The organism is Faecalimonas sp. LCP19S3_D12 (assembly GCF_052121495.1).
Taxonomy (GTDB): Bacteria; Bacillota; Clostridia; order Lachnospirales; family Lachnospiraceae; genus Faecalimonas.
In genome coordinates, this window is sequence record NZ_JBQKED010000056.1 from 1 (window position 1) to 15,101 (window position 15,101).

Sequence of the window (15,101 nt, forward strand, 5' to 3'; positions counted from 1 at the left end):
TTAGTTCGTAACGTCTTGACATAATATCAGCCCCTTTTTCTTTATTTTACCATGAAAGAAGGGCTATAAACAAATATTTTGTGCACTTTTTAATTTTCAAACACGCTCTAGCACTCTTTTTTTTATTTGTACAGTTTTTATAATATTATTTTCCATGGACAGCACTTGAAAATCATACCCTTCATAGGATACAACACAATTTTCTTCCTCTGTTGGAATTCTTTCTAAATGAAAGATAAGGAATCCATTAAGTGTCTCATAGTCCTCTTCCTCAAATTGAATTCCAAGCAGCTCTTCCAAATCTTCAACTTCTGTCATTCCATCTGCAAGATAGCTTCCATCTGACTCCTGTCTGATCAGCTCTTCTTCCTCGTCGTATTCATCCTGAATGTTTCCGACAATTTCTTCTATGATATCTTCCATTGTCACAAGTCCTGCAGTCTGACCATACTCATCAATGACAATTGCCATATGATATTTCCCTTCCTGCATCTTTTTCAGCAGTTTATCAATACTTCTCGTCTCCGGTATAAAGCTTACTGGTCTTATGTATTCCTTCAGCTGTTTGATCGGAATATGGCGAAGCTGCTCGTTAAAATAGCATTTCATTGCATCCCGCAGATGAATCGTTCCGATGATAGAATCAATATCTTCTTCATAGACCGGAAATCTGGATTTATTCTGCTCTAATATAAACGTCAACGCATTTTCAAGCGTCTCTTCACCATCCAGCGCAACCATATGTTTCCGGTGCGTCATAATACTTTTCGCATCCTTTTCCCCATATGCGAAAATATTCCGTATCATCTGAGCTTCACTGCTCAGGAACACACCCTGCCGATACCCCTCATCGACCATATCCATCACAGCCTCCGCCGCATCTTCTCCCTCTTCCATCTCTCCTGAAAATATTTTTCTCATTCGTGATAATAGATTACCCTCATCTTCCATTTCTTTTTTCTCCTTTTATTATGTATGAAGCTCCAAGCTGATTCTCAACGCTTCATCAACTTTTGTCATCAGTTTTTTGTCCACGTGACAAACCATGTCTTTTAGCCTTTGCTTGTCAATCGTTCGAATCTGTTCCAACAGCACCACTGAATTTTTTACAATCTGATATTTTCCTGCATCAATTTCAACATGTGTCGGCAACTTTGCCTTGTTCATTCTTGATGTAATCGCAGCACAGATCACAGTCGGGCTGTGTCTGTTCCCAATGTCATTTTGTATAATCAAAACAGGTCGTATTCCACCTTGTTCTGAACCGACTACCGGACTTAAGTCCGCATAAAATATATCACCACGTCTAATCTGCACTCTATTCACACTCCGATTTTTTAAGATAAAATTAGTATTTCCATCTTTTTCGGATGTATTCCAGTTAGAACCTGAATTCTCGTTTATGCAAAATAGTCCACCTGCTCTGCTATTTTCCCGTCCCGCACATAGACACGCGGAATACGTTTTCCAAGGTCGCACACAAATTCATAATTAAATCGCCCGGAAAGTTCACTCAGCACCTCCACCGGCAAAATCTCATTTCCGTCTTTTCCAATCATTGTGACTTTATCGCCAAAGCTTACGCCTTCAATCTGTGTCACATCCACCATAAACTGATCCATGCAGACCCGCCCGAGAATAGGTGCTTTCTTTCCACGGATCAACACGTATCCTTTATTTGATAAGCTTCTTGGATATCCATCTGCATATCCGACCGGAATCGTTGCAATCTTCATTTTCTCTTTGGCAACGAACGTGCCTCCGTAGCTCACAGGAGTCCCACTCTCTATCTCCTTTACAAATGCCACATGACTCTTTAATGCCAATGCCGGTTTTAATTTTACGTTTGTCTTATCTACCTCTTCCGATGGATAGAGGCCATATGTAGAAATTCCCGCTCTTACAATATCGAAATTCGCCTCCGGGACATCAATGATGCCTGCACTGTTGGAGCAGTGCTCATATGTAAACCGGACATTTTTTTCTTTCAGGCGCTCCGTCATCCATACAAATTCCTGTATCTGTTTTTTTGTAAAGCTTTTATCTTTCTCATCTGCTTTGGTAAAATGTGTAAAAATCCCTTCCACATTGACATTTGGCATCTTGCTGATCCGCTTGATTGTCTCCACGGATTGTTCATTGATTCCAAATCCCAGCCGCGACATTCCGGTATCCAGTTTGATGTGCATATAAGCTGTTTTCCCCTCTCTTGCCGCCATTCGAGAGATTGACTCTGCCATCTCTTCTGTGTAAATATTCATTCGAATCTCATGCTTTAACATCTCCATGTACTGATCTGGGAACACACATCCAAGCACCAGAATCGGTTTTTGAATCCCTTCTGTGCGAAGCACAACTGCCTCGTCTAAAGTCGCTACTGCAAAGCCCCATATGTAGTTCCAACGTTCCATCATCTCCGCAATCTGAACGGCTCCATGCCCATATCCATCCGCTTTTATGACCGCCATTACTTTCGTCTCAGGTCTGATGTTTTGTTTCATCTGTTCCATATTATATGCAATTGCATCCAAATCAATCTTTGCATATACTCTGCTATAAGTCTTCATCTGTTCTGTCGCCTCTCTTATATATTCTTTAATACACTGCTGATTTCCGCAACCAAATCACTTGCCAGTACACTGTATGCTCCCTTTTTGTCCCGGGCCATATCACCTGCAAGACCATGGAGGAACACCCCAAGACATGCAGATGTATACGGTTCACACTGTTGTGCCAGAATCCCCACAATAACTCCCGCAAGCACATCTCCGGAACCTGCCTTTGCCATCGCCGCATTCCCGGACAAATTCAAATATGTATTTCGATGTTCCTTTGCAACAAGCGTTCTTGCATCTTTTAGCACGCAGACAACCTTATATCGTTCCACAAACGCATGCAGCCTTTCCATTCGCTGTTCTACCAGTTCTTTTACACTGCACTGCAGCATTCTGGACATCTCTTTCATATGTGGTGTCAAAACAATCAGAGCATTCGTTACTTCAATCCATTCCATATGTTTTGACAGGATATTGATACCGTCTGCATCCACCACACAAGGAACCAGCGCACGTTTCAACGTATATTGCATCACTCGTTCTGCTGTGTCACTTTTCCCAAGTCCGCATCCAATTCCAATCAAATCTGCCCATTGAATCAATTTTTCTAATTGCTCGGAATCGAACGTGTCATATGTTGTAATAATCGCTTCCGGTAAAAGCTGTTGTAATATCACACGGTTTTCTTCGTGTGTATAAATCTGCACAAGTCCTGCCCCCACTGCATAAGCGGCTTTTGCACTTAAATAAGCAGCTCCTGACATCCCTTTGCTGCCTGCAATCATCAACACTTTTCCATAGCTTCCCTTATGTGAATTTTTCTTCCTTTTTGGAAATCCCAGAAATAGGTCTTGTTTTTCATAGCCAAATGTAACTGTTCCTTCTGAGAATGTTTCCGAGGAAATGCCGATGTCACCTGTGAGAATCTTTCCGGCACACACATTTCCCTCCTGTAAAAACAGACCTCTCTTTGGAAAGGCAATTGCAACTGTCAGATCTGCACAAAAAGCAATCCCCATCTGTGCTCCGGTTGTATCATGAATTCCGGATGGCAGATCAACTGCCACCTTCTCGCCGGTCATCTGATTGACAGAACAAAGAATCTCCCTGTAATGACCTGTAATTTCACATTTCAATCCGGTTCCAAAGAGTGCATCTATAATTACACTATATTCCTCTGTATCCAGATTGGTTATCACCGGAATTTCATAATGTGCTGCAATTTTTGCCTGCTGTGCATTTTCCTTGCTTCGTTTTTGAGAATTCCCGGCAAAAAAAATGGTCACATCATGTCCCTTTAAGTGTAACAGGCGGGCAATTGCATATCCATCTCCGCCATTGTTACCGCTTCCACAGACTACAAGCACTTTACGAAAATCCAGTTGTTCTTCTTCCATGCATCTTACCACTTCCAGTGCCGCACGTTCCATCAAAACCATAGACGGAACTCCGATTTCTTCAATCGTATACAGATCTGCTCTTCGCATCTGTTCGCCGGTTGGCAAATATATCATTCTTGTTCACCTTCTATTCTTGAAAAAAACGTGTAAAGGAAACCTGCCTGCTGCATGCCTCCACTACACGTTCCTTTTATCTTATCTCCCTTAAAGGGAATAAATTATTGTTCCGTCTTATGCTCCACATGATAACGATTGACATTATAAGAAAGTCTCATCAGACTTTCTGAAAGATGTACGTTCTCAACAATCACATCCTCCGGAAGTTCTAAATCTGTATGTGCAAAGTTCCAAATTGCTTTGATACCGCTTTCCACAAGCATATCTGCAACTTCAATTGCTTTTGTCTTTGGAATAGTGAGCACCGCAATCTCAATATTATTCTCTTTGATAAAATTGCTTAACTCATCCATCATACGAATCTCAATACCTCGAATTGTAACGCCCTCAAGTCTTGGATTCACATCAAAAATCCCTTTTAAGACAAATCCGCTTCGCTCAAAAGCAGCATAATTGGCAAGTGCCTGTCCTAAATTACCTGCTCCGAGTATAATCATATTATGATTGACATCCAAACCTAAAATCTTTCCGATCTCTGTATATAAATACTTTACATTATATCCATAACCTTGTTGTCCAAAGCCACCAAAATTATTCAAATCCTGTCTGATCTGGGAAGCTGTTACATTCATCCTTTTACTTAATTCATTAGAAGAAATACGCTCCACACTATTCTCCAACAACTCACCTAAGTAACGATAATAGCGGGGTAATCTTCTGATAACTGCTTGGGAGATTTGTCTTTCTTCCATTTTTCTTCACCTTCCTCTACTTTTCCTGTCCATTCTAAGAATCATTATATAGAATCACTGCATCAAAGTCAAACTTTTAGTTGTATTTTCTTACATTTTAGTTATAATAAAATTATTGTACCAAAAAGGGAGGGTTTTTATATATGATTCTCGCATGTCATAATATTTCAAAAGCATTTGGAGAACAAGTGATTGTCAAATCTGGTTCTTTTCATATAGAAGATCGTGAAAAAACGGCACTGATCGGACCAAATGGTGCCGGAAAGTCTACTATTTTAAAAATGATCATGAAAGAACTCGATACAGACAGCGGCGATATTATCCTGACAAAAGGAAAGACGATCGGTTATCTGTCACAGCATCAGGATCTTTCAAGCGGCAATACTATTTTGGAGGAACTAAAGACTGCCAAAGCAGATATCATTGAGATGGAAAAGCAAATCCGTACCATCGAGATGGAGTTAAAACATCTTCATGGAGAAGATTTGGAGAATCGTCTTCAGACATATCATCGTCTGACAGAACGTTTTGAGCACGCCGACGGATACGCCTATCAGAGTGAATTGGTCGGTGTCTTAAAAGGACTTGGCTTTCGTGAAGATGAATTTTCAAAAGAGGTGGACACGCTCTCCGGAGGACAAAAGACCCGTGTGTCTCTCGGAAAGCTTCTTCTTACCAAACCAGATATTTTATTGCTCGATGAACCGACAAACCATTTGGATATGAACTCCATCTCATGGCTCGAGACCTATTTGCTCAACTATGAGGGTGCTGTCTTAATCGTATCCCATGACCGTTATTTTCTGAACCGTGTTGTCACAAAAGTGGTAGAGATTGAATACGGCAGCATTATGACTTACATGGGGAACTATTCAGACTATGCACAAAAGAAAAAGATGATTCGTGAAGCAAAATTAAAAGAATACTTAAATCAACAGCAGGAAATCAAGCATCAGGAAGCAGTAATCGAAAAACTTCGCTCTTTCAATCGAGAAAAATCAATTCGTCGTGCAGAAAGTCGTGAAAAGATGCTTGAAAAAATGGACGTCATTGAAAAGCCGATGGGGGATCCACAAGAACTCCACTTTTCATTAGAGCCATCTTGCGTCAGCGGAAACGATGTGTTAGAAGTTGAACATTTAAGCAAGGCATTCGGAAACCACAAACTATTTCAGGATATCAGCTTTGAGATCAAGCGTGGGGAACACGTTGCCATCATCGGAGACAACGGAACCGGAAAGACAACACTTTTGAAAATACTGAATCAGGTAGTCGCCGCTGATGGCGGTTCTTTCAAGCTCGGCTCCAAAGTACAGATTGGCTATTATGATCAGGAACACCACGTGTTACATATGGAAAAAAACATTTTTGATGAAATCTCAGATGATTATCCAAGTCTTAACAACACACAGATTCGAAATACACTCGCCGCATTTTTATTTACGGGCGATGATGTCTATAAACTGATCGGTGATTTAAGCGGTGGCGAGCGCGGTCGCGTTTCTCTTGCAAAACTTATGCTGTCTGAGGCAAACTTCCTCATCCTCGATGAGCCGACGAACCATTTGGATATTGCTTCCAAAGAAATTTTGGAAAAAGCGCTGAATGATTACACCGGGACTGTACTTTATGTGTCCCACGACCGTTACTTTATTAATCAGACGGCGACACGTATTTTAGATCTTGTCAATGGCACATTTGTTAATTATATCGGAAACTACGATTACTACTTGGAAAAGAAAGAAGAATTAACAGCAGCGTATGCCGGCATTTCTGAAATTTCCACCCATTCGGTCTCTTCCACACCTGTGGAATCTGACACAAAGCTGGACTGGAAAGCCCAAAAGGAAGCACAGGCAAAAGAACGGAAACGTCAAAACGATTTAAAAAAGACTGAAGATGCAATTGCGAAACTGGAAGAAAGAGATTCTGAAATTGATGAGTTGATGACTCAGGAAGAAGTCTTCACTAACTCTGTGAGATGCCGTGAATTATCTGAGGAAAAAGCAAAAATCGCTGAGGAATTGGAAACACTTTACATGCGCTGGGAAGAACTTGCGGAATAAAAAGTATGCGAAAAAAGAAAATGCCCGAATTTCCTGTGTCTCAGGTCATTCGGACATTTTACATTCATTACAATAATTCTGCAATTGCTTTGATAAATTGTTCGCTGTTTAATACCGTTGGATTTTCAATGCTTGTAATCAAAGCAAGGTCTTTTGTCATCTTACCGCTCTCGATTGTATCGATAGTTGCTTTTTCCAGTCTGTCTGCAAAATCCATCAATTCTTGATTGCCATCTAATTCACCACGTTTACGAAGTGCGCCGGTCCATGCAAAAATGGTTGCAACAGAGTTCGTAGAAGTCTCTTCACCCTTTAAGTGTTTGTAATAATGACGCTGTACTGTTCCGTGAGCAGCTTCGTACTCATAATATCCCTGTGGAGATACCAGCACGGAAGTCATCATCGCAAGAGAACCGAATGCGGAAGAGACCATATCACTCATTACATCCCCATCATAGTTCTTACAAGCCCAGATAAATCCACCTTCCGCTTTCATGACACGCGCTACTGCGTCGTCAATCAGTGTATAGAAATACTCAATTCCGGCAGCTTTGAATTTCTCATCATATTCTTTATCATAAATCTCTTGGAAAATATCTTTAAATGTATGGTCGTATTTTTTAGAGATTGTATCTTTTGTTGCAAACCACAAATCCTGTTTGATATCAAGCGCATAGTTAAAACAGCTTCTCGCAAAACTTTCAATAGAAGCATCCAAATTGTGCATCCCCTGTGCGATTCCGGCTCCTGTGTAATTATGTACCAGTTCTCTTGTCTCTGTTCCGTCTTCTGCCGTATATACCAGCTCCACTTTTCCTGATCTCGGAATAACCATCTCTGTATTTTTATAGACATCTCCATATGCATGTCTTGCAATTGTAATTGGCTTTTTCCAGTTTTTCACACATGGCTCAATTCCCTTTACAATAATCGGTGTACGGAAAACTGTTCCGTCTAACATCGCACGGATTGTTCCATTTGGGCTTTTCCACATCTCTTTTAAGTCATATTCTGTCATTCGTGCAGCATTTGGAGTGATGGTCGCACATTTTACAGCAACGCCGTATTTCTTCGTTGCATTGGCAGAATCAATGGTAACCTGGTCATTTGTTTCGTTGCGGTACTCCAATCCCAAATCATAATATTCTGTTTTCAAATCAATAAATGGCAATAACAGATTCTCTTTGATCATCTTCCAAAGGATTCTTGTCATCTCATCTCCGTCCATCTCTACAAGTGGTGTTGTCATCTTAATTTTATCCATCTTCCATTTCCTCCTGCTCTACGCTTCGATATTCAAATTTTGCATTACTTTCAAAATGTGTTCATTGGCAAGTTGTTCTGCTTTATCCGCATCTTTCTGTTTGATTGCTTCCAAAATCTCTTTATGTTCTTTAATTGATTTTTCTGCCCGATGTTCTCTTGTAACAGATGCCTGCCTTGCCATCTGGACATATTTATGAAAATCGGATAATACATGTTCTAGTATACGACTATTTGATGCTTCGTACAATACTTCATGGAATTTTCCATCAAGTTCTACAACCTGACCCGATTTTTCTTTTTGATTTTTGTTTGCATGAAATTCTGAGAGTAAAACAATCTCTTCTAGTTTTTCTATCTGTTCTTCTGTAATATGCTCGGTCGCCCATCTGGCGCAAAGTCCTTCCAGGAGGGAGCGCACCAAATAGATATCCTTCACATCTTTCCCTGTAATGCCGGTCACATATGCGCCTTTGTTCGGTACGATTTTTACAAGTCCCTCCAGTTCAAGCTGTCTTAACGCCTCTCTCACCGGAGTTCTGCTCACCCCAAGCTTTTTCCCGATTGTGCTTTCCCGCAATTCTTCATTTTCTTTGTATTCGCCCTTCAAAATACCATCTCTGATTTTTTGAAAGACTCTTCCACGGAGCGAATACTCCTGATATTCTTCCATCTTCTGCCTCCACTATAAAATTACCTGCAACTCATGACAGGCATCTGTGATCACATGTACCAATTCGTCATCTGTCAAAACGGTCACACGTCCGGATTCATACTCTGCATCTACCCATTCTTTTACCTTCGCTACCAATGGTGAATTTTTGTCAATAGCACGGTCACCTTTCAACTTGTAATATGCATTGATCCAATGTGCAATTCCAGCAAGTCCCGATGTGTTGGATACCGCAACAAGAACCGGACGGTTCAGGAATTTATCCGTATCAAAAATATTGTAAATCTCCTCGTTTTTCAGAAGTCCATCGGCGTGAATACCGGCTCTTGTCACATTAAAGTTCTTTCCGACAAACGGAGTTCTTGACGGCACACGATAGCCGATCTCTTTTTCGTAATACTCCGCCATCTCTGTGATGACTGTCGTATCCATTCCGTCTAAAGTTCCACGAAGCTGCGCATATTCAAACACCATTGCTTCAAGCGGTGTATTTCCTGTACGCTCACCGATTCCAAACAAAGAACAGTTTACGCCGCTTGCACCATACAGCCACGCTGTCGTGGAGTTGCTGACGGCCTTATAAAAGTCATTATGTCCGTGAAATTCAATCAATTCACTTGGCACACCTGCGTGAACCATCAGACCGTATATGATCCCCGGAATTGATCGCGGAATCACAGCCCCCGGATAATTGACACCGTATCCCATCGTATCACAAACTCGCACCTTCACGGGAATTTGATATTCCTCACGCAATTTCATCAACTCCAGACAAAACGGAATGACAAAGCCATAAATATCCGAACGTGTGATATCCTCCAGATGACATCTCGGACTGACACCAATTTCCAAACATTCTCTTACAATCGAAAGGTAATGCTCCATGGCCTGTCTTCTTGTCATATTCAGTTTGTAAAAAATATGGTAATCAGAACAGCTTACCAAAATCCCAGTCTCTTTCATTCCGATATCTTTTACAAGCTGAAAATCTTTCTTGCTCGCACGAATCCAGCTTGTCACCTCCGGAAATTCGTATCCTCTCTCCATACATTTGTAAACTGCGTCCCGGTCTTTTTTACTATATAGGAAAAATTCGCACTGGCGAATCTTTCCTTTTGGACCACCAAGTCTGTGAAAATAATCATACAATGTAACAATCTGCTCTGTGGAATACGGCGCTCTCGATTGCTGCCCATCACGGAATGTCGTATCGGTAATCCAGATTTCATCCGGCATGTGATGAGGCACGATTCGGTCATTGAACGCAATCTTTGGAATCTCATCATACGGAAATAGATTACGAAAAATGTTGGGAGTCTCCACATCCACCAGCTGATACATATGTTCCTCAAGCTCTAACAGATTATTATGTTGGTTCATAAATACTTTTCTATTTTCCATGGTCATCCTCTTTTCTTTATTGCACTTTTGTATAATTGTATACAATTATACATTTTATGTCAATACTTTACTATAATAAAATAACAGAGTAGTATCTTACTCTGCTATTTTCGATTCCGATATTCGCTTTGGAACTCCCTAAATTCAGTATCTATTCTTTTTTAATCCTCTTTGGATGTACATTCAAATTCATATAAATAGACATCTTCCAGCGTTGGACTGACTTCTGTCCAGCGATATGCTGTTGGACACTCTTCCGAGATGACACGCACGACAATTTCCCCCTCTGTTCGGAATAAGTTACTGATTTCAAATTCTTTTTTTACCTGATTCAGTTCCTCCTGCACGATTCTGATTTCAAATACCTTTCCCGCAATCTTTTTCTGCAATGCTTCCGGGCAGTCCTTATCTACCACTCTTCCATTTTTCATCAAAAGAATCTCTTTCGAGATAAACTCAATATCGGACACTACATGAGTTGCAATCAGAACAATTTTATCACCGCTCAAATCCGAAATCAGGTTCCTGATGCGGATACGCTCTTTCGGATCCAGACCGGCAGTCGGCTCATCTAAAATCAGAATCTTCGGATCGTCTAAAAGAGCCTGCAAAAGAAGCACGCGCTGTTTCATTCCGCCAGAAAGTTCCTTGATTTTCTTTCTCCTTACTTCGTTTAGGTTTAAAAGCGGAAAAAGCTCCTCCATACGTCTCTTTATTTCTTTCTTATTCATACCTCGAAGTGTTCCCATATAACTAATAAAATGATTCACAGTAAAAGAATCATATAATTGTTGCTGTTGCGGCATATATCCCATGATCTTCCGGTACTGTTCTTTCATTTTCGTAATCTCTTTTTCATTACACAGGATTCTTCCAGAGTCACGCAGCAGGTTATCTGTCAGTATATTCATCAATGTACTTTTTCCGGCGCCATTTGGTCCTAATATTCCATAGATTCCATTTTCAAACACAGCATGAAAATCCTGTAGTGCAGCTTTTGAACCATAACTTTTATTTAAGCCTCTTATCACTAATTTCATCTGTCTCACTTCCTCCTGTCATAGATTTCATAAAGAATATAGCAGCTTGCAGCCGGAATACAAATCCAAAAAATCAGCACTTGCAGAATAAGCATATCCCATCTGCCCTGTAACAGTTGATGTGCATCCAGCAGCGCATTCATACTCAAAAAATGTATTTTATGAAGTCCGCTCCATTCCATAATCAACGGTCCAATAAAAATCGCAATTCCTAAAATATTGGTCAAAATCATATCTCTTAATAATGCAGACAATGCCACAGCCACCAGCACGATTACAAACAAAGAAATCATTTGAAAAAGGATAAGTAAAAAGACATATTCCCAAATTGTACAATTCAAGACAGACTGCCCTGCAAATGTCATAGAACGCACCTTTGCCCCCCAACTGTCCAGCGGGTATGCTTTTACAATTTTGAAAATCGCCGGAACCTTTATCAGCGCTGCCATCACAAACGTAATCCCAAATGCTACACCTATCTTGGAAGTCAAAAGCTGTATCCGCCCTTGTTTTGTGCTCCGAAGCAGATTCATCACCTTTAAATCATACTCCATGCCAAGTACCGCTGATGCGCTGTAGACAGCCACAAGTACACACAACATCAAACCGATTAGACGATTTTTGGCAAACGTGTCGCCAAAAAGTCTTTCATATCCTGTTTCATATACAAGCTCCTGCTCATTGACACCGAGCGCAGAATTGTTGCTCATAACGTACCCCGCCTGACTATAAGCCCGCAGAAATCCTCCATATGGATATTGGATATTGCTTTTCTTCTGCAAAATCTCATGTTCTGAAAGACCGGACTTTTCTGGCGTGAGCGCCATGATTTCTTCATATTTTTTCTTTTCTTCCGAAAAATATTTCAGCTTTTCCTCCGTGATATGCCCCTGCTGCTTCGTCACATACATCCGATAATATTCTTCTTCTATATCCTTATAAGACGTCATGCCGTTTCCAACTAAAACTGCTCCATACATTACACCGACGCAAAGCCACAATGTTTTATTTGTCAAAAGACTTTTAAATAATTCATGCAGGCATAACCTGTCCGTCACAACTGTAAATACTTTGCTGCGCGCCCCCTTTCTCTGCCAGCGCCCTTTCACCTTATCACAACGACAGAATTTCCAAACGTTGACAGCCAAAAGCAGCAGCAAACATACTGGAAGAACCACAAAAAATATCTGCATCGCATTGACCGGATATGCAAAGACATCCAAGTTGTGATATTTTGACAGCAACGGATATACCTTGATATATTCTGCAAGATTTACATATTTCAACACATCCATATAAGAAACCGAAGGCAGCAGCAAATAAAGCAGATATTCCGCAATCCCAATAAATCCAATTCCAAGAACCGCTCCCGCAGAGCTGCTCATCTTTTGCGCCAGCCAAATCATAACCAGCGCAATCACATAACAGACAAGCATTTTTAGAAGCAGATAAAAAATCAAATATTCGCCTACGGAAAGCATGCATGGACTTTCGTACATTGCAGTTACCGATTGAATCGGTCTTTCCAAATTACCAAATCCGCATTTATAGGCAGAAAACAGATAATTCCCACCGTACAAAAGCAGGACAAGAAAGCATGTAACTCCGGCGGCAGTCAGTAATTTTGCCCGAATTACATACTTTCTTCCTTTATAGGTAGATTTTAATAGCCGGTACAGATGATTCTTTTTCTCATACATCACCAGAAAATACACCATTGCAGTCAGCAAAAAAATCATACAGATGTCAGTAAACTCTGCCTGCGTCGCAAAAATCACACCATCTGAGACATCTGCGGACAGCTCCAAACCATGCAGCTTTTCAAATGCGGCAGGTGTCCTTTGCGCATTCCGATACGCAAAAGAATTTTCATCTGAGAAAATGGCGCTTGACATATTCACGCTCTTCTGCTCGATGTCTTCCAAATACGATTCGTACTGTCCAATCTGAACAAATTCCCGCAAAATTTTGTCGTATAGTTCCTCCTCTGTATAAGGATTTCCGGTATATGGCATGAGCTCATTCTCACCGAGTGTTTGCAGCCATCGTCCCTGCTCTTCTTTTGGCTGCCGGTTTAGGTCTGCATATAACTCTTTCACCGCTTCCGCCGAAGGCCAGCTCATTTTCACGTTCTCTGAAAGATTCCATAAATTAAATGTAAATACTATCATACACAATAGCCAAAAGAAGCGAAAACTAACAAATTTTTTCCACTCGTATTTTACACACTCCATATTTTCCCCCTATTATTCCGAAGTTCCAATCACATTGCCATCTTTATCTACGAGAGCCCCACTTGAAGAAACTCGCGGGTACAAGACTGCTTTTACGTCATTTTTTCCACTCAGTAAATCTTCCCAGCTGATATATCCATACCATATAATCCGATCTCCCAAAATCCCGCTCTCTTGATTGATAATATAATAATCAAAATACACTCCCTGCTCTGTTTGGCAGACAACGCTATTCAATCTCGCCCCTTCCACCGGAAGGTTTTCTGGCAAGGACAATTCTCGAATCCTTCCACTTTCCTTCTCTTTGAAAAGCATTCTGTTCTGCGGATGTGCCCAAAAGACAATTCCCTCATCTACAACACCGTATAATAAAATCAGTTCTGCATCTTCACCAATGAAGTCCTGAATCTCTGCTCCACTCACACAAACCTCATTTTCTTTTGTATCAACATGATATTGATAAACTGTATTTGCCTTATACTTTACATTCTTGCTTAATTTTTTCTCTCCCCCTACATAGTAAAAACTTTTTCCATCGGAAACCGGATAAACTTCTTCATACCCATCACTAATCAGGGAGATTTCTTCCGACTTTTTCGTTTTATAGTCAAATTGATAAAAAGATGGTTCACCCTCTCTTATGACAGAATATACCATATATTCCGTTGTTCCCCCAAGCAGCCCCATATAATCTGTCTCCTCTGACAGAATTTCTTCCTGCTTCATCGACTTTAAATCCAACACATTAAAATGCCATTTAAGCTTTGTCTCCTGTATCCCCTCGCTCTCAATAATATCAATCGTCTCATCATAAAGGTAATATAATTTATCCCGAACAATGATTCCATCTTGAAAGATACAGCCTGCATCAATAAAATTTTCTTTGCTTTTTCGATTACTGCCATCAAGTTCCGACACGAAAAATCCAATTCCATCCTCCCTGCTTTCTATCCCATATAGCTTTCCCTGATATGGAAATATGGTCGTAGAGTCATCGTTAGCCGCATTACATGTCGTATTTTTGTCTTCCCTTGTTGAAAGGTGGCGGCAATCCGGCTTATTACAAATGGGTACTGCGGTATTCGTCTCAAAATCAGTATAATAAAATAGTCCATTCTTGCTATAGAACAGTCCCTCATCCACCTTTGTCCCCATCCCCCCTAGATCCATATAATCCGATTGGAATTTTTCTGATTTCTCATCCTTGCCGGGGTTCTTTCCACTGCAGCCTGCTAATGTGATTGATATGAATAAAAAACATAAAATTCCCCATTTGTATTTCAGCATAAAGAACCTCCTTCTCTATCTCTAATCGTATTTTGCCCTTGATTCCGTACCAATTACATTACCATCTTTATCTACGAGATTCCCACCTGAAGAAACTCGCGGGTTTAAAACAACTTTTACGTCATTTTTTCCACTCAGTAAATCTTCCCAGCTGATATATCCATACCACGTTATCCAGTCTCCCTCATCCCCGCTCTCTTGATTAGTAATATAATAATCAAAATACAATCCATCTTTTGTTTGACCTATGATACTATTTATCTGCGCTCCCTCTCTCGGCAGCTTCTGCGGAAGTAACAATTCATAAATTTTC

Annotated in this window: 12 protein-coding genes and 1 pseudogene; 1 reads left to right on the top strand and 12 read right to left on the bottom strand. The window is 40.6% G+C overall.

What is annotated here, in order from left to right:
• Nucleotides 1–96 precede the first annotated feature (96 nt).
• The 5 genes from ACTQXY_RS13700 to ACTQXY_RS13720 form a co-directional block, all read right to left on the bottom strand.
• The gene (locus tag ACTQXY_RS13700) at nucleotides 97–951 is read right to left on the bottom strand and encodes a transporter associated domain-containing protein (protein WP_441659932.1); all 855 of its coding nucleotides are present in this window, start codon (nucleotides 949–951) and stop codon (nucleotides 97–99) included.
• An 18-nt stretch (nucleotides 952–969) separates the two neighbouring features.
• Nucleotides 970–1,317: a type II toxin-antitoxin system PemK/MazF family toxin gene (locus ACTQXY_RS13705; RefSeq protein ID WP_004612526.1), complete on the bottom strand. Its 348-nt coding sequence runs from the start codon at nucleotides 1,315–1,317 to the stop codon at nucleotides 970–972.
• Nucleotides 1,318–1,400: 83 nt separating this feature from the next.
• Nucleotides 1,401–2,567, bottom strand: a complete 1,167-nt coding sequence (gene alr, locus ACTQXY_RS13710; RefSeq protein WP_441659933.1) for an alanine racemase — start codon at nucleotides 2,565–2,567, stop codon at nucleotides 1,401–1,403.
• A gap of 17 nt (nucleotides 2,568–2,584) precedes the next feature.
• On the bottom strand, nucleotides 2,585–4,069 hold the full coding sequence (locus ACTQXY_RS13715; RefSeq protein ID WP_441659934.1) for an NAD(P)H-hydrate dehydratase: 1,485 nt from the start codon (nucleotides 4,067–4,069) through the stop codon (nucleotides 2,585–2,587).
• Nucleotides 4,070–4,173: 104 nt separating this feature from the next.
• Nucleotides 4,174–4,824 carry a redox-sensing transcriptional repressor Rex gene (locus ACTQXY_RS13720; RefSeq protein ID WP_441659935.1) on the bottom strand — a complete coding sequence of 217 codons (651 nt, stop codon included), beginning with the start codon at nucleotides 4,822–4,824 and terminating at the stop codon, nucleotides 4,174–4,176.
• A gap of 143 nt (nucleotides 4,825–4,967) precedes the next feature.
• Here ACTQXY_RS13720 and abc-f point away from each other — a divergent pair, with 143 nt between their 5' ends.
• Entirely contained in the window at nucleotides 4,968–6,890 is a 1,923-nt protein-coding gene (gene abc-f / locus ACTQXY_RS13725) for a ribosomal protection-like ABC-F family protein (protein WP_441659936.1), read from the top strand.
• Nucleotides 6,891–6,957: 67 nt separating this feature from the next.
• On the opposite strand, the gene ACTQXY_RS13730 is transcribed toward abc-f, so the two are convergent.
• The 7 genes and pseudogenes from ACTQXY_RS13730 to ACTQXY_RS13760 all read right to left on the bottom strand — a co-directional run.
• A complete protein-coding gene (locus tag ACTQXY_RS13730) occupies nucleotides 6,958–8,154 on the bottom strand; it encodes an NADP-dependent isocitrate dehydrogenase (RefSeq protein WP_441659937.1) in 1,197 nt (398 codons plus the stop codon).
• Nucleotides 8,155–8,172: 18 nt separating this feature from the next.
• Nucleotides 8,173–8,826, bottom strand: a complete 654-nt coding sequence (locus tag ACTQXY_RS13735; RefSeq protein ID WP_004612520.1) for a GntR family transcriptional regulator — start codon at nucleotides 8,824–8,826, stop codon at nucleotides 8,173–8,175.
• A gap of 12 nt (nucleotides 8,827–8,838) precedes the next feature.
• The gene (locus ACTQXY_RS13740; protein ID WP_441659938.1) at nucleotides 8,839–10,227 is read right to left on the bottom strand and encodes a hydroxymethylglutaryl-CoA lyase-like TIM-barrel protein; all 1,389 of its coding nucleotides are present in this window, start codon (nucleotides 10,225–10,227) and stop codon (nucleotides 8,839–8,841) included.
• A 161-nt stretch (nucleotides 10,228–10,388) separates the two neighbouring features.
• Nucleotides 10,389–11,267: an ATP-binding cassette domain-containing protein gene (locus ACTQXY_RS13745; RefSeq protein WP_441659939.1), complete on the bottom strand. Its 879-nt coding sequence runs from the start codon at nucleotides 11,265–11,267 to the stop codon at nucleotides 10,389–10,391.
• A 5-nt stretch (nucleotides 11,268–11,272) separates the two neighbouring features.
• Nucleotides 11,273–13,501, bottom strand: a complete 2,229-nt coding sequence (locus ACTQXY_RS13750) for an ABC transporter permease (protein ID WP_441659940.1) — start codon at nucleotides 13,499–13,501, stop codon at nucleotides 11,273–11,275.
• Between the two features lie 12 nt (nucleotides 13,502–13,513).
• On the bottom strand, nucleotides 13,514–14,788 hold the full coding sequence (locus ACTQXY_RS13755) for a hypothetical protein (RefSeq protein ID WP_441659941.1): 1,275 nt from the start codon (nucleotides 14,786–14,788) through the stop codon (nucleotides 13,514–13,516).
• 21 nt (nucleotides 14,789–14,809) lie between these two features.
• Nucleotides 14,810–15,101 (bottom strand): annotated as a pseudogene (locus ACTQXY_RS13760) (hypothetical protein); the annotation flags it as partial.

What these genes read in the sequence shown, in the direction of transcription:
- ACTQXY_RS13735 (WP_004612520.1), bottom strand. Translation starts at nt 8,826, where the DNA reads ATGGAAGAATATCAGGAGTATTCGCTCCGTGGAAGAGTCTTTCAAAAA.
- ACTQXY_RS13745 (WP_441659939.1), bottom strand. Translation starts at nt 11,267, where the DNA reads ATGAAATTAGTGATAAGAGGCTTAAATAAAAGTTATGGTTCAAAAGCT.
- ACTQXY_RS13740 (WP_441659938.1), bottom strand. Translation starts at nt 10,227, where the DNA reads ATGGAAAATAGAAAAGTATTTATGAACCAACATAATAATCTGTTAGAG.
- abc-f (WP_441659936.1), top strand. Translation starts at nt 4,968, where the DNA reads ATGATTCTCGCATGTCATAATATTTCAAAAGCATTTGGAGAACAAGTG.
- ACTQXY_RS13715 (WP_441659934.1), bottom strand. Translation starts at nt 4,069, where the DNA reads ATGATATATTTGCCAACCGGCGAACAGATGCGAAGAGCAGATCTGTAT.
- alr (WP_441659933.1), bottom strand. Translation starts at nt 2,567, where the DNA reads ATGAAGACTTATAGCAGAGTATATGCAAAGATTGATTTGGATGCAATT.
- ACTQXY_RS13750 (WP_441659940.1), bottom strand. Translation starts at nt 13,501, where the DNA reads ATGGAGTGTGTAAAATACGAGTGGAAAAAATTTGTTAGTTTTCGCTTC.
- ACTQXY_RS13730 (WP_441659937.1), bottom strand. Translation starts at nt 8,154, where the DNA reads ATGGATAAAATTAAGATGACAACACCACTTGTAGAGATGGACGGAGAT.
- ACTQXY_RS13720 (WP_441659935.1), bottom strand. Translation starts at nt 4,824, where the DNA reads ATGGAAGAAAGACAAATCTCCCAAGCAGTTATCAGAAGATTACCCCGC.
- ACTQXY_RS13700 (WP_441659932.1), bottom strand. Translation starts at nt 951, where the DNA reads ATGGAAGATGAGGGTAATCTATTATCACGAATGAGAAAAATATTTTCA.
- ACTQXY_RS13755 (WP_441659941.1), bottom strand. Translation starts at nt 14,788, where the DNA reads ATGCTGAAATACAAATGGGGAATTTTATGTTTTTTATTCATATCAATC.